Source organism: Pseudomonas wuhanensis (assembly GCF_030687395.1).
GTDB classification, from domain to species: domain Bacteria; phylum Pseudomonadota; class Gammaproteobacteria; order Pseudomonadales; family Pseudomonadaceae; genus Aquipseudomonas; species Aquipseudomonas wuhanensis.
Genome location: NZ_CP117430.1, coordinates 5,390,094 through 5,411,727, shown reverse-complemented (window position 1 = coordinate 5,411,727; position 21,634 = coordinate 5,390,094). Strand labels below are relative to the sequence as shown.

The window sequence follows — 21,634 nt, the reverse complement described above, 5'->3', positions numbered from 1 at the left end:
CTCACACCCCGGCCACAACATTGTCGTGCAGCGGGATCATCGCTTCACGCGCCCAACGAGCGCTGACGCGTTGCCCAGTCTGGTGTTGCGCGCTGACGTCCAGCCACTGGACATTGGCCTGGCTGATGTTCAGCGTCTGGCCGTTTTCCAGTTTCAGTTCATAGCGGGTGGCACTGCCCTGGTACTGGATGTCGTGCAGCAGGCCGCTGACTTCGATTTCATGACTGGCCAGCGGGCCTTCGGCGAAGCGCACGTGTTCCGGGCGGATCGAGAACGGCTGTGGATTTCCGCTCAACTGCCGGGCCAGATCGCCGCGAATCACATTGGACGTGCCGACGAATTCGGCGACAAAGGTGGTCGCAGGTTTCATGTAGAGATGGCGCGGCGTGTCGACTTGTTCGATGCGGCCCTTGTTGAACACCGCCACGCGGTCGGACATCGACAGCGCTTCGGTCTGATCGTGAGTGACGAAGATAAACGTGATGCCGAGCTGGCGTTGCAGCTTCTTCAGCTCGCCTTGCATTTGCTCGCGCAGTTTCAGATCAAGGGCGCCCAAAGGTTCGTCGAGCAACAACACGCGAGGGCGATTGACCAACGCGCGGGCCAGGGCCACACGCTGACGCTGGCCGCCGGAGAGTTGCACCGGTTTGCGCTCGCCGTAGCCGCCGAGGGCGACCATATCGAGGGCTTCTTCGGCGCGTTTTTGGCGTTCGGACTTGCCGACACCTTTGACTTTCAACCCGTAGGCGACGTTGTCGAGTACGTTCATGTGCGGGAACAGTGCGTAATCCTGGAACACGGTGTTCACGTCACGCTGATACGGCGGCAGTCCGGCGGCTTCGGCGCCATGAATACGGATGGAGCCGGCGCTCGGTTGTTCGAAACCGGCGATCAGGCGCAGGCAAGTGGTTTTACCCGAGCCGGAGGGGCCCAGCAGGGAAAAGAACTCGCCGTCCTGGATATCGATAGAAACCCGGTCAACGGCCTTCACCTCGCCGAACTGACGGGAAACGTTGGTGAACTGGACTGCAAGCGTCATGGGTGTGGTGCTCCAAAAAGGCGAGAGTTCTCACAGCGGCCCCAGCCTGGACTTCTGAAAAATCTGAATCGGTGTGCTTTTGTGGCGAGGGAGCTTGCTCCCGCTGGAGTGCGTAGCACTCCCAAAAAGGGTAAATGCGGTTTGCCTGATAGACCGCATTGGTTGGTTTTGGGGCGGCTTCGCCACCCAGCGGGAGCAAGCTCCCTCGCCACAGGGGCCGGTGTGTTACCTGCCTCCCATAATCGCAATGTAATCCTGGGTCCAGCGGCTATAAGGCACGAACTTGCCGCCCTCAGCCTGCGGGGTTTTCCAGAAGGCGATCTTTTCGAACTGGTCGAAACCGTTGGTCTTGCAACCCTCGGCTCCCAGCAGTTCGCTTGCCTTACACGCCGCCGGGACCGCCGGCAGCGAGCCGAACCAGGCAGACACATCACCCTGGACCTTCGGCGTGAGCGACCAGTCCATCCACTTGTAAGCGCAGTTCGGGTGCTTGGCCTCGGCGTGCAGCATGGTGGTGTCGGCCCATCCGGTGGCGCCTTCTTTGGGGATGGTCGAGGCGACTGGCTGTTTCTCGTTCATCAGGCCATTAACCTGATAGGGCCAGGAGCTGGACGCCACCACACCTTCGTTCTTGAAGTCACTCATTTGCACAGTGGTGTCGTGCCAGTAGCGATGGATCAACTTTTGCTGGGCGCGCAGCAGGTCGAGAACGGCCTTGTACTGTTTTTCGTCGAGCAGGTAAGGATCCGTGATACCCAGTTCCGGCTTGGCGGTTTTCAGGTAAAGCGCTGCGTCCGCGATGTAGATCGGGCCGTCATACGCTTGCACGCGGCCCTTGTTGGACTTGCCGTCGGACAGCTTCTGCTCCTCGAACAGCACGCCCCAACTGGTGGGCGGCTGTTTGAACACGTTGGTGTTGTACATCAGCACGTTCGGGCCCCACTGATAGGGGGTGCCGTAGGTCTGCTTGTTGACCACATACCACGGTGCATCCTTCAGGCGCGGGTCGAGATTCTTCCAGTTGGGGATCAGTGCGGTATTGATCGGCTGCACACGTTTGCCGGCGATCAGGCGCAGGGAGGCGTCGCCGGACGCCGTCACCAGGTCGTAACCGCCCTTGGCCATCAGGGTGACCATTTCATCGGACGTGCCGGCGGTCTTGACGTTGACCTTGCAGCCGGTTTCCTTCTCGAAACCGCTGACCCAGTCGTAGGCCTTGTCGGTCTCGCCCCGTTCGATATAGCCGGGCCAGGCCACGATATCCAACTGACCTTCGCCGGCGCCGACGGCTTTCAGCGGCTCGGCGGCCTGCAGGCTGGCGCTGGCCAGCAGTGCTGTGGTGATTGCACTGAGCAGTGCGGTCTTGTGCACAAGCATGGGTGAACCCTCTTCTTTAAATTATGGTCGGGGCAGTGTTGAACGGGGTGATGCGCCGTGAGTGGCTTGTTATTAGCTTAGTGCGCTTTGTGAGAGGCAGATTGAGACCGGGCTGTCTTATGGATTTATCCAGCCTAGTGCGCGGTTCCACGGTCGACAAATCTCAAAGGCTGCATTCGATGAAATAGATTCCTGGAGGGCGTTCCAGCCTGTTTGCCTAAACGTGAGCAACATCTGGAAGCACTCTCATCGAGAGACGTCGGGCACTTTCGATCTAGGCTGGTGGCCTTAAAGATCCGGTTAACCCGAATTCGTGGAGGCAGCAAAATGAACACTCGTGGATTGCTCGATCAACTACTCAAATCCGGTCAGGATCTGTTGCAGAACAAGGCCGGCGGCGCCCAGAACAAAGCGTCCACCGGTGGTTTGGGCGGTTTGCTCGGCGGCAGCGGTAGTTCCGGCGGTCTCGGCAGTTTGCTCTCAGGTGCCGGCGGCGGTGCTCTGGCGGCTGGCGCCATGGGCCTGTTGCTCGGCAACAAGAAGGTGCGCAAGGTCGGCGGCAAAGTGGCTATCTACGGCGGTCTCGCGGCATTGGGCGTGATTGCCTACAAGGCGTATGGCAACTGGCAGGCCCAGCAGGGCACCGCAACCACAACCGAGCCGCAAACGATCGACCGCTTGCCGGCGGCTCAGGTTGAGCAGCACAGCCAGGCGATCCTCAAGGCGTTGGTCGCCGCGGCCAAGGCTGACGGTCATGTCGATGAGCGTGAACGTCAATTGATCGAAGGCGAGTTCAGCAAGCTCGACAATGATCAGGAGCTGCAACACTGGCTGCACGCCGAACTCAACAAACCGCTGGACCCGGCCGATGTCGCCCGCGCCGCCAGTACGCCGGAAATGGCCGCCGAAATGTACATCGCCAGTGTGATGCTGGTAAATGAGGAGAACTTCATGGAGAAGTCCTACCTTGATGAGCTGGCGCGGCAGTTGAAGCTGGAGCCGGGGTTGAAGGCAGAGCTGGAGAAACAGGTGCGTCAGGCTTCGGTGTAAGTCTTCAGACCGCCTTCGCGGGCAAGCCTCGCTCCTACAGTGAATTGTCGAACACACCATCGTTGTTCGGACGCTAACCCGTAGGAGCGAGGCTTGCCCGCGAAGGCGTCTTCAGCGATACCGCATAACCCAATAATCGTTCTTCGCAAGCGAGCCCGCTCCCACAGGCCCTCGGCTATACTCCCCCGCAATTTGAACCGCACCGAGGACTGACTGTGAAGAACTGGACGTTGCGCCAACGCATTTTGGCGAGCTTTGCGGTGATTATCGCGATCATGCTGTTGATGGTCGTGGTGTCTTTTTCCCGGTTGATGAAGATCGAGGCCAGCGAAGAAAGGGTCCGTACCGATGCGGTTCCCGGGGTGTATTTCAGTTCGATGATGCGCGGCGCCTGGGTCGACAGTTATAACCTGACTCAGCAGATTGTCGGTCTTTCCGGACGTCGTGAATTAACCGCCGCCGACCACGCCATGTACAAGAGCTTCGAAGAGCGCTTGAACGAGCAAATGGCCAACTACCGCAAGACCATTTTTCAGGTGGACGATCAGGCCATCTTCGACGAGTTCGAAGCGCGTCATCAGACTTTCAATAAAGAAATGACGAACGTCCTCGACCTCTATCAGCGCAAGGAATACGAGCAGGCGCGTCTTGCTCTGGAGCAAAAGCTCACACCGGCCTGGGTCAATGGACGCAAGCAGTTGAATAGCCTCATCGAGCGCAATCACGATCTGGCGGAAGAAGCCACGCTGGCCATTGGTGAAGCGGTAACGGCCGCCAAAATCAGCATGGGCGTCTCTTTGCTGGTGGCAATCATCGTCGCCGGCCTCTGTGGCCTGCTGCTGATGCGCGCGATCATGGCGCCGATGAATCGCATTGTGGATATCCTCGAAATCATGCGCACCGGCGATCTCAGCAGTCGTCTGGATCTTGATCGCAAGGACGAGTTCGGCGCGGTGGAAACCGGCTTCAACGACATGATGACCGAGCTCACCTCGCTGGTGTCCCAGGCCCAGCGCTCCTCGGTGCAGGTCACCACGTCGGTCACGGAAATCGCCGCGACATCCAAGCAGCAGCAGGCCACGGCCACCGAAACCGCTGCCACCACCACCGAAATCGGTGCGACATCGCGGGAAATTGCCGCCACCTCGCGGGATCTGGTGCGCACCATGACCGAAGTCTCCACCGCCGCCGATCAGGCATCGGTGCTGGCCGGTTCCGGTCAGCAAGGCCTGGCGCGCATGGAAGACACCATGCACTCGGTGATGGGCGCGGCGGATCTGGTCAACGCCAAACTGGCGATCCTCAACGAGAAGGCCGGCAACATCAATCAGGTGGTGGTGACCATCGTCAAAGTCGCCGACCAGACCAACCTGTTGTCCCTGAACGCCGCGATCGAAGCCGAGAAGGCCGGTGAATACGGTCGCGGGTTTGCCGTGGTCGCCACCGAAGTGCGGCGTCTGGCGGACCAAACCGCTGTGGCCACCTACGACATCGAGCAGATGGTGCGCGAGATCCAGTCGGCGGTGTCGGCCGGGGTCATGGGCATGGACAAGTTTTCCGAAGAAGTGCGTCGTGGCATGTCCGAAGTGCAGTCGGTGGGCGAGCAGCTGTCGCAGATCATCCATCAGGTGCAGGCGCTGGCACCACGGGTGTTGATGGTCAACGAAGGCATGCAGGCCCAGGCCACCGGCGCCGAGCAGATCAACCACGCGTTGGTGCAGTTGGGCGATGCCAGCAGCCAGACCGTCGAGTCCCTGCGTCAGGCCAGTTTCGCCATCGATGAACTGAGCCAGGTGGCCGTGGGGCTGCGTGGCGGCGTCTCGCGATTCAAAGTCTGATGAGCGAGCTCGCGGTCAAACGCGGCGCGGTGATGCCGGTGAAACAATCGTTGTTTCTGGTGTTCCGCATCGGCAACGAGCGTTACGCCTTGCAGGCCATCGAGGTGGCCGAAGTGCTGCCGCAACTGCCGTTGAAACCCATTCCCCGGGCGCCGGACTGGGTGGCGGGGGTGTTCGCCTGGCGCGGCGCGGTGGTGCCGGTGATCGACCTCAGCGCCCTGACGTTCGGCCAACCGGCCCAGGCCCGCACCAGCACGCGGCTGGTGCTGGTGCACTATCGGCCGGATGAGGCGACGCCTGCGCAATTGCTCGGGCTGATTCTGGAACAGGCCACCGACACGTTGCGCTGCAACCCGGCGGATTTTCAGCCTTATGGCCTGGATAATCGCCAAGCGCCGTACCTCGGGCCAGTGCGCGAAGATGCCCAGGGTTTACTGCAACGGGTGCGGGTTGCCGATTTGCTGGACGAACAAGTCCGCGCCTTGTTGTTTCCCTCGCCGCCGTTGGACCTGGCGCAGTTTGAGGAGCAGGGATGAGCAGCGATCAGAGGTTTTTCGATTTCCTCAAAGAACGCATCGGCCTGGATGTGGGGTCGGTCGGCCCGGCGATCATCGAACGCGCGGTGCGCCAGCGCTGCACGGCGGCTCGGGCGCTGACGGCCGATGAGTACTGGCACATCCTGCTGGGCTCGCGCGACGAACAACAGGCGCTGATCGAAGCGGTCATCGTCCCCGAGACCTGGTTTTTCCGTTACCCGGAATCCTTCGCCACACTGGCGAAACTGGCAGCCAAACGGCTGGCGGCGATCAATAACATGCGCGCTCTGCGGATCCTCAGCCTGCCGTGTTCCACCGGCGAAGAACCGTACTCCATCGCCATGGCATTGCTCGATGCCGGGCTGGCACCGCACCAGTTCAAGGTCGACGGCATGGATGTCAGCCCGCTGTCGGTGGAAAAGGCCAGGCTCGCGCTGTATGGCAAGAATTCGTTTCGTGGTCAGGACATCGACTTCCGCGATCGGCATTTCACGGCTGAAAATGACAACTATCGCCTCAGCGGGCGCGTGCTTGAACAGGTGCGTTTGCAGGTCGGTAATCTGCTGGATCCGGCGTTGCTGGCCAACGAGCCGCCCTATGACTTCGTGTTCTGTCGCAACCTGCTGATTTATTTCGACCAGCCGACCCAGCAGCAAGTGTTCGAAGTACTCAAGCGCCTGACCCACGTCGATGGCGTGCTGTTTATCGGCCCGGCGGAGGGCAGCCTGCTGGGGCGTTTCGGCATGCGTTCGATTGGCATCCCGCAGTCGTTTGCCTTCAGTCGACAAAGCGCGCCCGAACCGCTTGCGTCCTTCGTGCCGACGCCGACGCCGCTTCCGGTGCAACAACCGCTGCGCAACGTGACACCGCCGCCAGTGCGCACTCGGCCTTTCGCGACGGTCGTGCCGATGCCTCAAGCTCCCAAAGCTCCCCCTTCGGACGCCGCCACGCTGCTGGCGAACATCGCCGCGCTGGCCAACGAAGGCAAAAGCGCCGAGGCCCGCGTCGCGTGCGAAAGTTTTTTGCGCAGTCACGAGCCGGTGGCCCAGGTGTTCTATTGGCTGGGGCTGCTCAGTGATGTCGCCGGCAGCGCCCTCGAGGCCCAGGGTTTTTATCGCAAGGCGTTGTACCTCGAACCGCAACACCCCGACGCATTGATGCACCTCGCCGCCTTGCTGCAGTCCCAGGGCGACACGGCCGGTGCCAGACGATTGCAGGCCCGCGCCGCCCGCAGCGAGCGCGCCGCAGACAGTGAGCGTAAACGATGAGCGCCGCCGACACCTTGAACGTCACCCATGAAGATGCCCTGGCCATCGACGACTGCTGGAACCGCATCGGTATCCACGGCGACAAGTCCTGCCCATTGCTGAGCGAGCACATTCATTGCCGCAATTGCGCGGTGTATTCGGCTGCCGCCACACGCTTGCTCGACCGCTATGCGTTGCAGCAGGACGACCGCGAGCAAGTCTCCACAGTGGCCGGGAGCGATGTGAAAACCCGCTCGCTGCTGATGTTTCGCCTCGGCGAAGAATGGCTGGGCCTGGCCACCCGCAGTCTGGTCGAAGTAGCCCCGCTGCAGGCAATTCACTCCTTGCCGCATCAGCGCTCCCGGGCGTTGCTTGGCGTGGCGAATGTGCGGGGTGCCTTGGTGGCGTGCCTGTCGCTGGTGGAACTGCTGGGGCTCGACGGCACCAGTGGCGTGGCGTCCGGCGCGCGGGTGATGCCGCGGATGCTGATCATTGCCGCTCACGGCGGGCCAGTGGTGGTGCCGGTGGACGAAGTGGACGGGATTCATGCCATCGACGAGCGCATTCTCGATGTCGCCTCTCAGTCCGGTGCCCAAGCCAGCGCCAAATACACCCGTGGCGTCTTGCAATTCAAAGGTCGCAGCCTGCGTTGGCTGGATGAAGAGCAGCTGTTGTCCGCCGTGACCCGGAGCCTCACATGACCCCCGACCAAATGCGTGACGCCTCCTTGCTGGAGCTGTTCAGCCTGGAAGCCGAGGCCCAGACCCTGGTGCTGAGCGCAGGTCTTTTGGCGCTTGAGCGCGATCCGACCCAGGCCGATTACCTCGAGTCGTGCATGCGCGCCGCCCACTCGCTCAAGGGCGCTGCGCGGATTGTCGGTGTCGATGCCGGGGTCAGCGTCGCCCATGTGATGGAAGATTACCTGGTCAGCGCCCAGGAAGGGCGCCTGTACCTGCGGCCCGAACACATTGATGCACTGTTGCAAGGCACAGATCTGCTGATGCGGATTGCGACACCGGGCAACGCTCCGGCGCCTGCGGATATCGACGCTTACGTCATCTTGATGGGACGGCTGCTTGATCATATGGCGGCCACTGCCCCCATCGCGCCGCCGATGGCAGAACTTCAGCTGGAACCGCCGACGCCCAAGGTTGAGCCGCCCATGCCGGCCACCACCGAAGCTGCCCCCGCCGAGCCAGCGCCCACGGCTAAACGCACCACCGAAAGTGGCGAACGCGTATTGCGCGTCACGGCCGAGCGCTTGAACAGCCTGCTCGATCTATCGAGTAAATCCCTGGTGGAAACCCAGCGGCTCAAGCCGCATCTGGCCACTATGCAGCGCCTTAAGCGCATGCAGAGCAACGGCCTTCGGGCGCTGGAAAACCTTAACGTCCATCTCAAAGACCATGCCCTGAGCCTCGAAGCCCGGGAAGCCTTGGGCGATGCCCGTCGGTTATTGGCGGAGTCCCAGCAATTGCTGGCGGAAAAGAACGCCGAACTGGATGAGTTCGCCTGGCATGCCAGCCAGCGCGCGCAGGTGTTGTATGACACGGCACTGGCCTGTCGCATGCGGCCATTCGCCGACGTGCTGAGCGGGCAAGTGCGCATGGTCCGCGATCTGGGCCGCAACCTTGGCAAACAGGTGCGGCTGGAGATCGAGGGCGACAAGACTCAAGTCGATCGCGACGTTCTGGAAAAACTCGAAGCGCCGCTGACGCACTTGCTGCGCAATGCGGTGGATCACGGCATCGAAACCCCGGAACAGCGGCGGTTGGCCGGCAAGCCGGAAGAAGGCGTGATCCGTTTGCGAGCCTCCCATCAGGCCGGTCTGCTGGTGTTGGAGCTCAGCGACGACGGCAATGGCGTCGATCTGGAAAAACTCCGTCGCAACATCGTCGAGCGGCAGTTATCCCCAGCCGAGACCGCTGCCCAGTTGAGCGAAGAGGAGTTGCTGACGTTCCTGTTTCTGCCGGGTTTCAGCCTGCGCGACACGGTCTCCGAAGTCTCCGGGCGCGGCGTCGGGCTGGATGCGGTTCAGCACATGGTTCGCCAATTGCGCGGCGCCGTGGTGCTGGAGCAAACGGCGGGCGCGGGCAGTCGTTTCCATCTGCAAGTGCCGCTGACGCTGTCGGTGGTGCGCAGCCTGGTGGTGGAGGTCGGTGACGAGGCGTATGCCTTCCCGCTGGCGCACATCGAGCGCATGTGCGACCTGGCGCCGGAGGACATCGTGCAGGTCGAAGGCCGGCAGCACTTCTGGTACGAAGGTCGGCATGTCGGGCTGGTCGCCGCCAGTCAGCTGTTGCATCGTCCGGCGAGCCAGAACAACGCGCAGACCCTCAAAGTCGTGGTCATCCGCGAGCGCGAGGCGATCTACGGGGTGGCGGTCGAGCGGTTTATTGGCGAGCGAACGCTAGTGGTGCTGCCGCTGGACGAGCGCCTGGGCAAGGTGCAGGACATTTCCGCCGGGGCCTTGCTCGACGACGGCTCGGTGGTGCTGATCGTCGACGTCGAAGACATGCTGCGTTCGGTGGACAAACTGCTCAATACCGGGCGTCTGGAGCGCATTGCCCGGCATGCCAATCAGGCCGTCGAAGCGGCGCGGAAACGGATTCTGGTGGTCGACGACTCGCTGACCGTTCGTGAGTTGCAGCGCAAGTTGCTGCTCAATCGCGGTTACGACGTCGCCGTGGCGGTGGACGGTATGGATGGCTGGAACGCCCTGCGTTCGGAGAATTTCGATCTGCTGATCACCGACATCGACATGCCGCGTATGGATGGCATCGAGCTGGTGTCTTTATTGCGTCGCGATAACCGCCTGCAATCGCTGCCGGTGATGGTGGTGTCCTACAAGGATCGCGAAGAAGACCGTCGCCGTGGACTGGACGCCGGAGCCGACTATTATCTAGCCAAAGCGAGTTTTCATGATGACGCTTTGCTGGATGCAGTGGTTGAGCTCATTGGAGGCGCGCGGGCATGAAAATAGCTATCGTCAACGACATGCCCATGGCCGTAGAGGCGTTGCGCCGCGCACTGGCATTCGAACCGGCGCACGAGGTGGTCTGGGTCGCCAGCAACGGCGCCGAGGCGGTGCAACGTTGCACCGAATACACCCCGGATCTGATCCTGATGGATTTGATCATGCCGTTGATGGACGGCGTGGAAGCGACCCGGCGAATCATGGCCGAGACCCCGTGCGCGATTGTCATTGTCACTGTCGACCGCGAGCAGAACGTGCACCGGGTGTTCGAAGCCATGGGTTACGGCGCGCTGGACGTGGTCGATACCCCGGCTATCGGGGGCGGCAATCCTCAGGAAGCCGCCGCACCGCTGTTGCGCAAGATCATGAACATTGGCTGGCTGATCGGCGATAAGAGCAATCGGGTGCGATCGGCACCCAGCTCTCACCGTCACTCGTCCTCGCGCCAGCATTTGGTGGCCATCGGTTCATCCGCCGGTGGCCCGGCGGCACTGGAAGTGCTGCTCAAGGGCCTGCCTCGAGATTTTTCGGCGGCCATCGTGCTGGTCCAGCATGTGGATCAGGTGTTCGCCGCCGGCATGGCCGAATGGCTTGCCAGTGCCAGTGGCCTGGACGTGCGCCTGGCCGAGGAAGGCGAACCGCCGCAAAGCGGCACGGTCCTGCTGGCCGGGACAAATCATCATATCCGCTTGCTGAAAAACGGTACGCTGGCCTACACCGCCGAACCGGTCAATGAGATCTATCGGCCTTCGATCGATGTGTTTTTCGAGAGTGTGGCCAGTTACTGGAGCGGTGACGCCGTGGGCGTTTTGCTGACTGGTATGGGCCGCGACGGCGCGCAAGGGCTTAAACTCATGCGCCAACAGGGCTACCTGACCATCGCTCAGGATCAACAAAGCAGTGCGGTGTACGGCATGCCGAAGGCGGCCGCGGCCATCGACGCGGCTGTGGAAGTTCGCCCACTGGACAAGATAGCGCCACGATTGCTGGAAATCTTCTCAAAATGACTATCATTAGCAGCAATTGTGGCCAAAGCAGTACTCAGGTGACCGCACATGAATGATTTGCAGCTCGACGACTTCAAAACCGACGAAAACGCCGCCATGGTGTTGTTGGTGGACGATCAGGCGATGATCGGCGAGGCGGTGCGGCGTGGTTTGTCGAACGAAGAAAACATCGACTTCCATTTCTGTGCCGACCCGCACCAGGCCATTGCCCAGGCAATTCGCATCAAGCCGACGGTGATCCTGCAGGATCTGGTCATGCCCGGCCTCGACGGCCTGAGCCTGGTGCGCGAATACCGTAATCACCCGGCGACCAAGGACATTCCAATCATTGTCCTGTCGACCAAGGAAGACCCACTGATCAAGAGCGCAGCATTTGCCGCTGGCGCCAACGATTACCTGGTCAAACTGCCGGACAACATCGAACTGGTGGCGCGCATCCGCTATCACTCGCGCTCCTACATGACCCTGCTGCAACGTGACGCGGCGTATCGCGCGCTGCGGGTCAGCCAGCAGCAGTTGCTCGACACCAACCTGGTGCTGCAACGCTTGATGAACTCCGACGGCCTGACCGGGCTGTCGAACCGCCGGCATTTCGACGAATACCTGGAGCTGGAGTGGCGGCGTTCGTTGCGTGACCAGACTCAACTGTCGTTGTTGATGATCGATGTCGATTACTTCAAGTCCTACAACGACAGCTTTGGTCACCTCGAAGGCGATGAGGCGCTGCGCAAAGTTGCCACGGCGATTCGCGACGCCAGCTCCAGACCTTCGGACTTGCCGGCCCGTTACGGTGGCGAAGAGTTCGTCCTGGTCCTGCCCAACACCTCGCCGGGCGGTGCGCGGCTGGTGGCGGAAAAACTGCGCCAGACCGTGGCCGGGTTGAAGATCCCGCACATTTTCCCGACCGAAGGTTCGAGCCTGACCATCAGCATCGGCCTGTCGACCTTGATCCCGCAGCCGGGCAGCGATTGCCGGCAATTGATCTCGGCGGCGGACAAGGGGCTGTACCTGGCGAAGAACAATGGGCGTAATCAGGTGGGGATTGAATGACGGACGGGTAGATATTTAGCCCCACCAAAAGACCCTGTGGCGAGGGAGCTTGCTCCGCTTGAGTGCGCAGCGCTCACAAGATTTTGGGGGCCGCTTCGCAGCCCAGAGGGAGCAAGCTCCCTCGCCACAAGGGCTGTGAGTCAGTGGCGCCAGTTGACGGGCGGTCAGTGACCCGATTTGCGCCAAAACCATTAGCGCCTAAAGCCGCCAGGCGGGCTGCCGTGACAGCTTGATTACGTTATACTCGCCGGCTTTCAAAAGTTCGCCAACGAGTGCTGCCCGCCATGGAAATCAACCCGATCCTTAACAGTATCAAGGACCTGTCCGAGCGCTCCGAAACTATTCGGGGGTATCTTTGACTACGATCAAAAGCATGAGCGTCTGACTGAAGTCAATCGCGAGCTTGAAGATCCGTCTGTCTGGAACAACCCGTCGTACGCTCAGGAACTGGGCCGCGAGCGGTCGCTGCTGGCTCAGATCGTCGAAACCCTCGACGAAATGCACAGTGGCCTGGCCGACGCCAAAGACCTGCTGCTGATGTCCGCCGAAGAAGAAGACCAGGCCGCCGTCGATGATGTCGCCGCCGAAGTCGAGCGCCTGCGCGAGTCCCTGGAAAAACTCGAATTCCGTCGCATGTTCAGCGGTGAGATGGACGCCAACAACGCCTACCTGGACATCCAGGCCGGCTCCGGCGGTACCGAGGCTCAGGACTGGGCCAACATCCTGCTGCGCATGTACCTGCGCTGGGCGGATAAACGCGGTTTCGACGCGACCATCATGGAGCTGTCGGCCGGTGAAGTCGCCGGTATCAAAGGCGCTACCGTGCACATCAAGGGCGAATACGCCTTTGGCTGGCTGCGTACCGAAATCGGCGTGCACCGTCTGGTGCGCAAGAGCCCGTTCGACTCCGGCAACCGTCGTCACACCTCGTTCTCGGCCGTGTTCGTGTCGCCGGAAATCGATGACAACATCGAAATCGACATCAACCCGTCGGACTTGCGCATCGACACCTACCGTTCCTCTGGTGCCGGTGGTCAGCACGTTAACACCACCGACTCGGCCGTACGGATTACCCACGTACCGACCAACACCGTGGTCAGCTGCCAGAACGAACGTTCCCAGCATGCGAACAAAGACACCGCGATGAAAATGTTGCGGGCGCGCTTGTACGAGCAGGAAGTGCAGAAACGCAACGCCGCGTCCCAGGCTCTGGAAGACACCAAGTCGGATATCGGTTGGGGTCACCAGATCCGTTCGTACGTGCTCGATGCCTCGCGCATCAAGGATCTGCGTACCAACATCGAACGCAGCGACTGCGACAAGGTGCTCGACGGCGACATCGACGAATACCTGGTGGCCAGCTTGAAACAAGGCCTGTAAGACATGCGATACAAGATCGGCTGACACAGCGCGATCCTTGTGGGAGCTGGCTTGCCAGCGATCCCCAGCCGCAGGCTGGGGGCAACGAACCTGATGGAATATTTAAAGACATGAGCGACCTACAACTCGACCCGCAAGCCCTGCAACAGGAAGAAAACTCCCTGATCGCCCTGCGCAAGGAAAAGCTTGCTGCCGAGCGCGCCAAGGGCAATGCCTTCCCCAACGACTTCCGCCGCGACAATTACTGCGCAGATTTGCAGAAACAGTACGCGGACAAAACCAAGGAAGAGCTGGCAGAGGCTGCGATCCCGGTCAAGGTGGCGGGTCGCATCATGCTCAACCGTGGCTCGTTCATGGTGATTCAGGACATGACTGGGCGGATTCAGGTTTACGTCAACCGTAAAACCCTGTCCGAAGACACCCTGGCCGCGGTGAAAACCTGGGACATGGGCGACATCATTGCAGCCGTTGGCACCCTGGCGCGTTCCGGCAAAGGCGACCTGTACGTCGAAATGACCAGCGTGCGCCTGCTGACCAAATCCCTGCGCCCGCTGCCGGACAAGCACCACGGCCTGACCGACACCGAACAGCGCTACCGTCAGCGTTACGTTGACCTGATCGTCAACGAAGAGGTGCGCCAGACCTTCCGCGTTCGTTCGCAAGTGATTGCGCACATCCGTAGCTTCCTGATGAAGCGTGACTTCCTGGAAGTGGAAACGCCGATGCTGCAAACCATTCCAGGCGGTGCGGCGGCCAAGCCGTTCGAGACTCACCACAACGCGCTGGACATGGAAATGTTCCTGCGTATCGCGCCGGAGCTGTACCTCAAGCGCTTGGTAGTCGGTGGTTTCGAGAAAGTCTTCGAGATCAACCGCAACTTCCGTAACGAGGGCGTTTCGACTCGTCACAACCCTGAATTCACCATGTTGGAGTTCTACCAGGCTTACGCCGACTACGAAGACAACATGGACCTGACCGAAGAACTGTTCCGCGAGCTGGCTCAGCTGGTTCTGGGCAGCACCGACGTGCCTTACGGTGACAAGGTGTTCCACTTCGGCGAGCCGTTCGTGCGTCTGTCGGTGTTCGACTCGATCCTCAAGTACAACCCTGAGCTGACCGCTGACGACCTGACTGACATCGACAAGGCCCGCGCCATCGCCAAGAAGGCCGGCGCCAAGGTGCTCGGCTTTGAAGGTCTGGGTAAGCTGCAGGTGATGATTTTCGAAGAGCTGGTCGAGCACAAGCTGGAGCAGCCGCACTTCATCACTCAGTACCCGTTCGAAGTGTCGCCGCTGGCCCGTCGTAACGACGAGAACCCGAACGTCACCGACCGTTTCGAGCTGTTCATCGGCGGCCGTGAAATCGCCAACGCCTACTCGGAGTTGAACGATGCGGAAGACCAGGCTGAGCGCTTCATGGCGCAGGTGGCCGACAAGGACGCCGGCGACGACGAAGCCATGCACTACGACGCCGACTTCGTTCGCGCGCTGGAGTACGGCATGCCGCCAACCGCCGGTGAAGGAATCGGTATCGACCGTCTGGTGATGTTGCTGACCAACTCACCGTCGATCCGCGATGTCATCCTGTTCCCGCACATGCGGCCACAAGCGTAAATGTTTCAATTAAAAAGCCGCCTATAACAGGCGGCTTTTTATTGCCTGTCTGGTACAAACGTATCAATTGGTTACTTTTGGCGTTTAGAGAGGAATACCTGTCGTGAATCGTGCAATTGCTCAAGAAGGTGCAGCGGGTATCGCCACTGCGGTCGCTGAAAGCGTTCAGTACCAGGGCCGCAAGGCCAGCCGACAGGGCAGCGAACAGCGTCGACAGGACATTCTCGACGCGGCGATGCGTATTGTCGTGCGCGATGGCGTGCGGGCCGTGCGGCACCGTGCGGTGGCCGCTGAAGCGGGTGTGCCGCTGTCGGCCACCACCTACTACTTCAAGGACATCGATGACCTGCTCACCGATACCTTTGCCCAATACGTGGAACGCAGCGCCGCGTTCATGGCCCGGTTGTGGGCCAGTAACGAAGGCCTGTTGCGCGAGATGGTTGTCAGCGGCGATGGCACCAGCGAGTCCCGCTCACAGCTGGCGGACGATATCGCACGGCTGATGGCTGACTATGTCCATCGGCAATTGATCAATCGCCGCGAGCACTTGATGGCCGAGCAAGCCTTCCGCCAGGAAGCCTTGCTCAACCCGCGTCTGGCGTTGTTGGTGCGCTCCCACCAGCAAATTCTCTTGCAGGGCACCTGCCAGCTTTTCGAAGTATTAGGTTCCCGTGAGCCACAACAGGATGCCAAAGTGTTGACGGCGATTATCGGACGGATGGAATATCAGGGCCTGCTCAACGACGCTGAGCCTGTGGCCGAAGAGGAAATGCTCGGCATCCTCAACCGCTACATGCATTTGGTGCTGGCGTCGGTGTAACCCCTTGTGGGAATGCAACCTTGTGGGAGCGGGCTTGCTCGCGAAGGCGGTGGGTCAGACAACGAATATGTTGAATGTTAAACCGCTTTCGCGAGCAAGCCCGCTCCCACATTAAAGGCGTCATATGTCGATAGGGAGTGTTGAATGAAAGCCTGGCGCGTCATTGCGATCGCCTTGTCGATCCTGCTGCTCAGTGGCTGTCTGGTGACCTTCAAGGAGCCGCTGCCCGCCAGCGAGCCCGCGCCCAAAGGGCTGCTCGGCAAATGGACCAGCACCAATGCCTGGGGCGAGCCGATGAACCTGGAACTGACGCGTATCGGCGACAATCGCTACCAGGCGGTCAGCTACTTCAAGGCCAGGCCCCATGAGCGTGAAGCCTATCCCTTCACCGTGTCGCGCCATGGCAATCGCTGGTACCTGTCGGCGAAGGTGCCGGCGCAGTTCGGAGGGCATTTCACCATCACCGGTTTCGAGCTCAACGATAAGCACGAACTGGTGGTCTACAGCCTCGACCTCGAGCAGATTAAACAGGCCATGGGCCAAGAAGCCCTCAGTGGCCAAGGCTTCCGGACCGACGACGGCGACGGGGTGTTGATCAACAACAGCCTGGATCAGGTGTTTGCCTACCTTGATGACCCGGCCAATTCCGATGTTTTCGTCGAAGCGGTGCGTTACCAGCGCCTGGCCAAAACCAATTAAACCCAGCACGTAACGGTTTTACTACAGGAGTTTCGGGTGGACGAATACCAGCAGACGATACGCATGCTGTCCGATCGCATAGTGCTGGCGCAGACGCCGATTCGCGTTCTGGATGCGGTCAAGTGGGATGACAGCATTCGCAAGGGGTTCCTCAAGGGCAAGGGCAAGGAAATGCCGGCCGTGGACCGCGACTACTACCTCAATCGACCGCTGGCATTTGACTCCAGCAAAGTGAAGCTGGAATTCCAGAACATCGAGCGTGACATCACCCGCCAGCTCGGCCAGTTCAACCCGGTCGGCCAGATCATGCGTCGTATGTGCAAGGAATACCGCATGGTGATCCGCATGCTCGAAGCGCGTGGCACCGAGGATTTCGGGCTGATTTCCCAGGAGTTGTACGGCGCGGCGTCCGATGCGTTCCACGCCGGCGATCCGACCTTGGCTGACCTGGGGCTGATGCTCTCCGATTACCTGAACAACATCGCCGGCCGTGGCGACCTCAAGGACGAACCGAAAGTCCTCACCGCCAAGGAAGCCGTCGACCTGCTGCAACATCGGTTGAACAAGGTGTTTGGCGAAAACGAGGAAACCATTCGGGTGTTTGAATCCGATGGTATCGTCGCCGACGCGGCGGCCGGCGCCGACTACATCAAGATCCGCACCGACGCGATGTTCAACAACCGCGACGTGCGTGCACTGGAAGTCCACGAAGGGCTGGTGCATGTGGGCACCACGCTCAACGGCCTGAATCAGCCGATCTGCACCTTCCTGTCCAAGGGCCCGCCATCGTCCACCGTGACTCAGGAAGGCCTGGCGATCCTGATGGAAATCATCACCTTCGCCTCCTACCCCAGCCGCCTGCGCAAACTGACCAACCGCACCCGCGCCATTCATATGGTGGAGGAGGGCGCGGACTTCTTGCAGATCTACGATTTCTTCTGTGAGCAAGGCTTCGAAATGGCCGAAAGCTACGGCAACGCCAGTCGGGTTTTCCGCGGCTCGGTGCCGACCGGTCTGCCATTTACCAAAGACTTGTCCTACCTCAAGGGCTTTATCATGGTTTACAACTACATTCAGTTGGCCGTGCGTAAAGGCAAGCTGGAGCAGATACCGCTATTGTTTTGCGGCAAGACCACGCTGGAAGACATGCGGACCTTGCGCCAATTGGTGGACGAAGGCTTGGTGGTACCGCCCAAGTACCTGCCCGACCAATTCCGCGACATGAACGCGCTATCGGCCTGGATGTGCTTCTCCAACTTCCTCAACCACCTGAGCCTGGATCGGATCGAGGCGGATTACTCCAACATTTTGTGAGCAACGAATCCCCCTGTGGGAGCGGGCTTGCCCGCGATAGCGGTGGATCAGCCAACATCAATGTTGAATGCAAAGCCGTCATCGCGGGCGAGCCCGTTCCCACAGGTAGATCATTGTCCACAGGGTCGTATTTCAACCCTTCTTTGCGAGGCTTCACCGGATGAGAATCCTCGGCATCTTTTGCCTGCTCCTGGCCCTCGGCGGTTGCGACTCTCTGCTGTTCTACCCCGAGTCCGGCCAGCCGTTCACCCCGGAAAAAGCCAAACTCGAATTCCGCGACGTCACCCTGACCACCGCTGACGGCCTCAAGCTGCATGGCTGGTGGCTGCCGGCGAAAAAAGGTGTCGAGGTCAAAGGCACCGTGCTGCATTTGCACGGCAATGGCGGCAACCTTGCGTGGCATTTGGGTGGGAGTTGGTGGTTGCCGGAGCAGGGCTATCAAGTGTTGCTGGTGGACTATCGCGGGTACGGTTGGTCCGAAGGTAAACCGGCGTTGCCGGCGATCTATCAGGACATCGACGCCGCCTTCAAATGGCTCGACCAAGCCCCGGAGGTCAAGGGCAAGCCGCTGATCCTTCTTGGCCAGAGCCTTGGCGGCTCGATGGCCGTGCATTTCCTGGCCCAGCATCCCGAGCGCCAGCGGCAACTCAAGGCTTTCGTGCTTGATGGTGTGCCTGCCAGCTACCGCGATGTCGGGCGTTTCGCCCTGAGCACGTCATGGATGACCTGGCCGTTCCAGGTGCCGTTGTCCTGGTTGGTGCCGGACGGCGACAGCGCGATCCATTCCATGAAGAAGCTCAACGGCGTACCGAAACTGATCTATCACAGTATCGATGATCAACTGGTGCCCCTTTCCAACGGCATCCGACTGTATCAAGCTGCGCCGCCGCCGCGCGTGCTGCAACTGACCCGGGGCGGTCATGTGCAAACCTTTGCCGACCCGGTCTGGCAAAAGGTCATGCTGCGCTACCTCGAAGACCCCCAGCATTTCAACGGTCTGCGCCGCCTGGGTGAAGTCCCGAATTACCCGACACCCCCGAATTCTGAAGATGAACCACCAGAGAGTCCGCAATGAGTGAAGAACGTAACGCTATCCCGCTGATCATCACCGGTATTTGCAGCATCCTCGGCACCGTTGGCGCCCTGTGGTGGTACGGCTACCTGCACTTCGCCAAACCCGAAGATGCGCTACTGCTCAGCGACTTCACCATGCTCAAGACCGTGCCGGGCGAAGACTACAAGGTCTCCCTGGAACCGGCCCCACAAGTGGCCCAGTGCATCGATGGCGTGCTGGTGCTGTTCGACACCGACCAGAAAGGCCTGACCGGCGTGCTGATCAACAGCAAGAAAAAAGCCGTGCGCTGCATGGGCCAGGAAACCCCGCAAAAACTCGAACAGTAACCCGGTCGTACACAAATACTGTGTTCACCGAAGATCCATGTTCAGTGATCGTCAAATAAAAAAGCCCCGCCTGATCGATTCAGACGGGGCTTTCAAGTATCAGCGTGGCCAGTTTATTTGGCGCTGATCGCCGAACGCGGAATGACCGGCTGGTTGTCATTGGAAATGGTCACTTCCACCCGACGGTTCATCGCGCGGCCCGACACACTGGCGTTCTCCGCAACCGGGTATTCCTTGCCATAACCCTGGGCCACGATCCGCGCCGGGTCGACACCCATCTTGATCAGGGCCACTTGCACCGAGGTTGCGCGACGTTCGGACAGCGACTGGTTGTACGACGCCGAGCCAGTGCTGTCGGTGTAGCCTTCGACAATCACTTTGCGGTCCGGGTTTTCCTGAAGGAACTGCGCCAGTTTGTTGATATTCACCAAACCGTTGGACTTCAGGTCCGCCTTGTCGGTGGCGAACAGCACATCGCCAAACGTCACCAGTGTGCCGCGATCGGTCTGTTTGGCGTTCAGGCTGTCTTGCAGCTGTTTGATCTGCTGGTCGCGGGCATCCAGACGAGCCTGCGCCCGTTGTGCCGCTGCATTTTTCAGATTGTTTTCAGCGGTGCGCAGGGCGATGGTCTGCTTGGCCACTTCAACACGCTGATTGGTCAGGTAAGCCAGTTGGTCGACCTTGGCCTGGTCTTCCCGGTCCAGGTATGCCTTGTCGGCCTTGTCCAGGTATTCGCTGGCGTCTTTGGTTTCCAGCGCCGCGACTTTGCTCGCTTGCGGGTTGGCTTGCAGGCCGGTGTAGTTGGTACGGGCTTGCTCCAGGTTCGCGTTGGGCGGTGTGGAGCAGGCAGCCAGTGCAACACTTGCGGCCAGGAGGGCGGGGATCATCAATTGTTTGCGCATAATGGTTCGTCCTTTCTATCGATAAGAGTTTCAGGTCTGGAAATCGGGATGCGCGCTTACTGCACGGTGCGCTGACTTTCCTGACGCAGTTCCTGAACACCTTTCTGGGAGTCCTTCACAGTTTGTTCGGCTTTCATCGCCTGGGCCTTGCGCTCGGCGACACGGGCGTCCCACTCGGCTTGCTCGGCCAGCATTCTGGCTTCGTCATACTTCTTGTCGTGCAGGGCGATTTCGGCTTGTTTGAGCTTGTCCTGAGCGGCCTTCATTTCCACGGCGGCGAATTCGGTACCGCCAGCGCTGACAGCGCTGTTCACGGCGGATTGGGTCACCGCGTATTGCTCGCTCGGCGGGTTACCGGCGCAACCGGCCAGAACGAAGCTGCTGCCGATGGCCAGGGCCGCCAGTTTGAGACCGCGCAGGTGGGTGAGCGAGGATGGTGCAGTGCTGGTCTTCATGGTCTTCAACTCCATTGGATAACTCCTGAAAAACATCTGAATCCATCCTGGGCAAGGAGCCGCAACCTACAATTTCCAGAGTGCTTTTTGAAACGGCCGTCCCAGGCGTGGTTACTGGGTTGACCCGAAGTGTTTTTCAAAAGTTCAGAGAAGATGGCCTATCGCCGGAAAAAACTTTGACCGAGTGGACAAGGCTCTAAGTCGGGAACTTTCGGGTGGCGTGGGGGTATTCCCGGCCGTTTCGACCCCGGGAATACACAATTATCGAAGGAATATGCAAGCCAGTGTGGGAGCGGGCTTGCTCGCGAAAGCGGTTTAACATTCAACATTTCTGTTGTCTGACACACCGCCTTCGCGAGCAAGCCCGCTCCCACGCGTTCGGCGGCAAACTCAGTGTCTTTGCTTGTCAATCAGTCGATAAGTCGTGCAAATGACGCCGAGACAAAGCGAGAAAACGTGGGGTCGGACCGACGTCTTCGTACAGCGGATCACCTTCTTCGTCGGTGGCAACCACCGTTGACCCTTTCACATATGGAAAGCTCTCTTCGAGTTCTTCCAGGGCGGCGCCGATCAGCTCGCCGAGCAGTTCTTCGGGGTGTCGTTTAGGGTACATCTCGATAATCGCCGCCAGCCGTGCGGCCGCTTCCACGTCCAGACGAATCGTGTAGCCGGTGTCGGTCAGGCGACCCTTGGCGTTTTCTTCCCAATGCTGGGCGAGCTCACGGATTTTCATAATGACCTCATTGCGCACCTGCTCGTGGCAGGCCGGGTGAGTGTCCGCCGGTATCGGCGGCAAGCCGTTGTACGGCTTATTGTTGAGACTAGTTGCAACGCCCTGTGTTTGAAGTCCCTTCGTCGTCTGCTTGTAAGAACCGCTTTACGACGGCACTCTCTATTCAAAGCCTCTTATACCAAAGCATAGCCGCCCG

General features: G+C 60.2%; 20 protein-coding genes. 15 read left to right on the top strand and 5 right to left on the bottom strand.

Features of this window, described 5'->3' with window-relative positions; all coding sequences use genetic code 11:
• Position 1: 1 nt before the first annotated feature.
• Both PSH88_RS25045 and ydcS read right to left on the bottom strand, forming a co-directional pair.
• Positions 2 to 1,039 carry an ABC transporter ATP-binding protein gene (locus PSH88_RS25045; protein WP_305423273.1) on the bottom strand — a complete coding sequence of 346 codons (1,038 nt, stop codon included), beginning with the start codon at positions 1,037 to 1,039 and terminating at the stop codon, positions 2 to 4.
• Between the two features lie 225 nt (positions 1,040 to 1,264).
• Positions 1,265 to 2,416, bottom strand: a complete 1,152-nt coding sequence (ydcS, locus tag PSH88_RS25040) for a putative ABC transporter substrate-binding protein YdcS (RefSeq protein ID WP_305423272.1) — start codon at positions 2,414 to 2,416, stop codon at positions 1,265 to 1,267.
• A 327-nt stretch (positions 2,417 to 2,743) separates the two neighbouring features.
• Between ydcS and PSH88_RS25035 the strand changes: the two genes are divergently transcribed.
• From PSH88_RS25035 to PSH88_RS24965, 15 genes are all read left to right on the top strand, one after another.
• The gene (locus tag PSH88_RS25035; RefSeq protein ID WP_305423271.1) at positions 2,744 to 3,466 is read left to right on the top strand and encodes a tellurite resistance TerB family protein; all 723 of its coding nucleotides are present in this window, start codon (positions 2,744 to 2,746) and stop codon (positions 3,464 to 3,466) included.
• A gap of 215 nt (positions 3,467 to 3,681) precedes the next feature.
• Positions 3,682 to 5,304 (top strand): methyl-accepting chemotaxis protein, encoded by a 1,623-nt coding sequence (locus tag PSH88_RS25030; RefSeq protein ID WP_305423269.1) that lies wholly within the window; start codon positions 3,682 to 3,684, stop codon positions 5,302 to 5,304.
• Positions 5,304 to 5,840, top strand: coding sequence for a chemotaxis protein CheW (locus PSH88_RS25025; RefSeq protein WP_305423267.1), 537 nt, complete (start codon positions 5,304 to 5,306; stop codon positions 5,838 to 5,840). Before PSH88_RS25030 ends, PSH88_RS25025 begins: the two co-directional genes overlap by 1 nt.
• Positions 5,837 to 7,108 carry a CheR family methyltransferase gene (locus tag PSH88_RS25020; RefSeq protein WP_305423266.1) on the top strand — a complete coding sequence of 424 codons (1,272 nt, stop codon included), beginning with the start codon at positions 5,837 to 5,839 and terminating at the stop codon, positions 7,106 to 7,108. The genes PSH88_RS25025 and PSH88_RS25020 overlap by 4 nt, the downstream gene beginning before the upstream one ends.
• Positions 7,105 to 7,788 carry a chemotaxis protein CheW gene (locus PSH88_RS25015; protein WP_305423264.1) on the top strand — a complete coding sequence of 228 codons (684 nt, stop codon included), beginning with the start codon at positions 7,105 to 7,107 and terminating at the stop codon, positions 7,786 to 7,788. Before PSH88_RS25020 ends, PSH88_RS25015 begins: the two co-directional genes overlap by 4 nt.
• A complete protein-coding gene (locus PSH88_RS25010; protein ID WP_305423263.1) occupies positions 7,785 to 10,064 on the top strand; it encodes a hybrid sensor histidine kinase/response regulator in 2,280 nt (759 codons plus the stop codon). Before PSH88_RS25015 ends, PSH88_RS25010 begins: the two co-directional genes overlap by 4 nt.
• The gene (locus PSH88_RS25005) at positions 10,061 to 11,071 is read left to right on the top strand and encodes a chemotaxis response regulator protein-glutamate methylesterase (protein ID WP_305423261.1); all 1,011 of its coding nucleotides are present in this window, start codon (positions 10,061 to 10,063) and stop codon (positions 11,069 to 11,071) included. The genes PSH88_RS25010 and PSH88_RS25005 overlap by 4 nt, the downstream gene beginning before the upstream one ends.
• A gap of 48 nt (positions 11,072 to 11,119) precedes the next feature.
• Positions 11,120 to 12,121 carry a response regulator gene (locus PSH88_RS25000; protein WP_201059908.1) on the top strand — a complete coding sequence of 334 codons (1,002 nt, stop codon included), beginning with the start codon at positions 11,120 to 11,122 and terminating at the stop codon, positions 12,119 to 12,121.
• Positions 12,122 to 12,405: 284 nt separating this feature from the next.
• Positions 12,406 to 13,501 (top strand): peptide chain release factor 2 gene (prfB, locus tag PSH88_RS24995; RefSeq protein ID WP_095920368.1). Its coding sequence is split into 2 segments (ribosomal slippage): positions 12,406 to 12,477 and positions 12,479 to 13,501, totalling 1,095 coding nucleotides; the frame shifts between segments, so codons are not numbered across the junction.
• A gap of 110 nt (positions 13,502 to 13,611) precedes the next feature.
• Positions 13,612 to 15,114 (top strand): lysine--tRNA ligase, encoded by a 1,503-nt coding sequence (lysS, locus tag PSH88_RS24990; protein WP_305423257.1) that lies wholly within the window; start codon positions 13,612 to 13,614, stop codon positions 15,112 to 15,114.
• Between the two features lie 103 nt (positions 15,115 to 15,217).
• A complete protein-coding gene (locus PSH88_RS24985) occupies positions 15,218 to 15,934 on the top strand; it encodes a TetR/AcrR family transcriptional regulator (RefSeq protein ID WP_305423255.1) in 717 nt (238 codons plus the stop codon).
• 144 nt (positions 15,935 to 16,078) lie between these two features.
• A complete protein-coding gene (locus PSH88_RS24980; RefSeq protein WP_305423253.1) occupies positions 16,079 to 16,633 on the top strand; it encodes a hypothetical protein in 555 nt (184 codons plus the stop codon).
• Between the two features lie 63 nt (positions 16,634 to 16,696).
• Positions 16,697 to 17,947, top strand: a complete 1,251-nt coding sequence (locus PSH88_RS24975; RefSeq protein WP_305427056.1) for a flavohemoglobin expression-modulating QEGLA motif protein — start codon at positions 16,697 to 16,699, stop codon at positions 17,945 to 17,947.
• A 160-nt stretch (positions 17,948 to 18,107) separates the two neighbouring features.
• Positions 18,108 to 19,022: an alpha/beta hydrolase gene (locus tag PSH88_RS24970; RefSeq protein ID WP_305423251.1), complete on the top strand. Its 915-nt coding sequence runs from the start codon at positions 18,108 to 18,110 to the stop codon at positions 19,020 to 19,022.
• A complete protein-coding gene (locus PSH88_RS24965; protein ID WP_008014068.1) occupies positions 19,019 to 19,348 on the top strand; it encodes a PA3694 family proteiin in 330 nt (109 codons plus the stop codon). Before PSH88_RS24970 ends, PSH88_RS24965 begins: the two co-directional genes overlap by 4 nt.
• A gap of 113 nt (positions 19,349 to 19,461) precedes the next feature.
• Here PSH88_RS24965 and lptF read toward each other — a convergent pair whose 3' ends face one another.
• The 3 genes from lptF to PSH88_RS24950 all read right to left on the bottom strand — a co-directional run bounded on the left by lptF (position 19,462) and on the right by PSH88_RS24950 (position 21,438).
• Complete coding sequence (gene lptF, locus PSH88_RS24960; RefSeq protein WP_305423249.1) at positions 19,462 to 20,250, bottom strand: lipotoxin F family OmpA-related lipoprotein LptF; 789 nt, start codon at positions 20,248 to 20,250, stop codon at positions 19,462 to 19,464.
• Between the two features lie 56 nt (positions 20,251 to 20,306).
• The gene (locus PSH88_RS24955) at positions 20,307 to 20,720 is read right to left on the bottom strand and encodes a DUF4398 domain-containing protein (RefSeq protein WP_305423248.1); all 414 of its coding nucleotides are present in this window, start codon (positions 20,718 to 20,720) and stop codon (positions 20,307 to 20,309) included.
• A gap of 391 nt (positions 20,721 to 21,111) precedes the next feature.
• The gene (locus PSH88_RS24950) at positions 21,112 to 21,438 is read right to left on the bottom strand and encodes a pilin assembly protein (protein ID WP_305423247.1); all 327 of its coding nucleotides are present in this window, start codon (positions 21,436 to 21,438) and stop codon (positions 21,112 to 21,114) included.
• Positions 21,439 to 21,634 lie beyond the last annotated feature (196 nt).

Excerpts from the sequence above, each read along its gene's own strand:
- PSH88_RS24970 (WP_305423251.1), top strand. The coding sequence starts at position 18,108 with ATGAGAATCCTCGGCATCTTTTGCCTGCTCCTGGCCCTCGGCGGTTGC.
- PSH88_RS25000 (WP_201059908.1), top strand. The coding sequence starts at position 11,120 with ATGAATGATTTGCAGCTCGACGACTTCAAAACCGACGAAAACGCCGCC.
- lptF (WP_305423249.1), bottom strand. The coding sequence starts at position 20,250 with ATGCGCAAACAATTGATGATCCCCGCCCTCCTGGCCGCAAGTGTTGCA.
- PSH88_RS25035 (WP_305423271.1), top strand. The coding sequence starts at position 2,744 with ATGAACACTCGTGGATTGCTCGATCAACTACTCAAATCCGGTCAGGAT.
- PSH88_RS25025 (WP_305423267.1), top strand. The coding sequence starts at position 5,304 with ATGAGCGAGCTCGCGGTCAAACGCGGCGCGGTGATGCCGGTGAAACAA.
- PSH88_RS24955 (WP_305423248.1), bottom strand. The coding sequence starts at position 20,720 with ATGGAGTTGAAGACCATGAAGACCAGCACTGCACCATCCTCGCTCACC.
- PSH88_RS24975 (WP_305427056.1), top strand. The coding sequence starts at position 16,697 with ATGCTGTCCGATCGCATAGTGCTGGCGCAGACGCCGATTCGCGTTCTG.
- PSH88_RS25010 (WP_305423263.1), top strand. The coding sequence starts at position 7,785 with ATGACCCCCGACCAAATGCGTGACGCCTCCTTGCTGGAGCTGTTCAGC.
- PSH88_RS25045 (WP_305423273.1), bottom strand. The coding sequence starts at position 1,039 with ATGACGCTTGCAGTCCAGTTCACCAACGTTTCCCGTCAGTTCGGCGAG.
- lysS (WP_305423257.1), top strand. The coding sequence starts at position 13,612 with ATGAGCGACCTACAACTCGACCCGCAAGCCCTGCAACAGGAAGAAAAC.
- PSH88_RS24965 (WP_008014068.1), top strand. The coding sequence starts at position 19,019 with ATGAGTGAAGAACGTAACGCTATCCCGCTGATCATCACCGGTATTTGC.
- PSH88_RS25020 (WP_305423266.1), top strand. The coding sequence starts at position 5,837 with ATGAGCAGCGATCAGAGGTTTTTCGATTTCCTCAAAGAACGCATCGGC.
- PSH88_RS25005 (WP_305423261.1), top strand. The coding sequence starts at position 10,061 with ATGAAAATAGCTATCGTCAACGACATGCCCATGGCCGTAGAGGCGTTG.
- PSH88_RS24950 (WP_305423247.1), bottom strand. The coding sequence starts at position 21,438 with ATGAAAATCCGTGAGCTCGCCCAGCATTGGGAAGAAAACGCCAAGGGT.
- PSH88_RS25015 (WP_305423264.1), top strand. The coding sequence starts at position 7,105 with ATGAGCGCCGCCGACACCTTGAACGTCACCCATGAAGATGCCCTGGCC.
- PSH88_RS24980 (WP_305423253.1), top strand. The coding sequence starts at position 16,079 with ATGAAAGCCTGGCGCGTCATTGCGATCGCCTTGTCGATCCTGCTGCTC.
- ydcS (WP_305423272.1), bottom strand. The coding sequence starts at position 2,416 with ATGCTTGTGCACAAGACCGCACTGCTCAGTGCAATCACCACAGCACTG.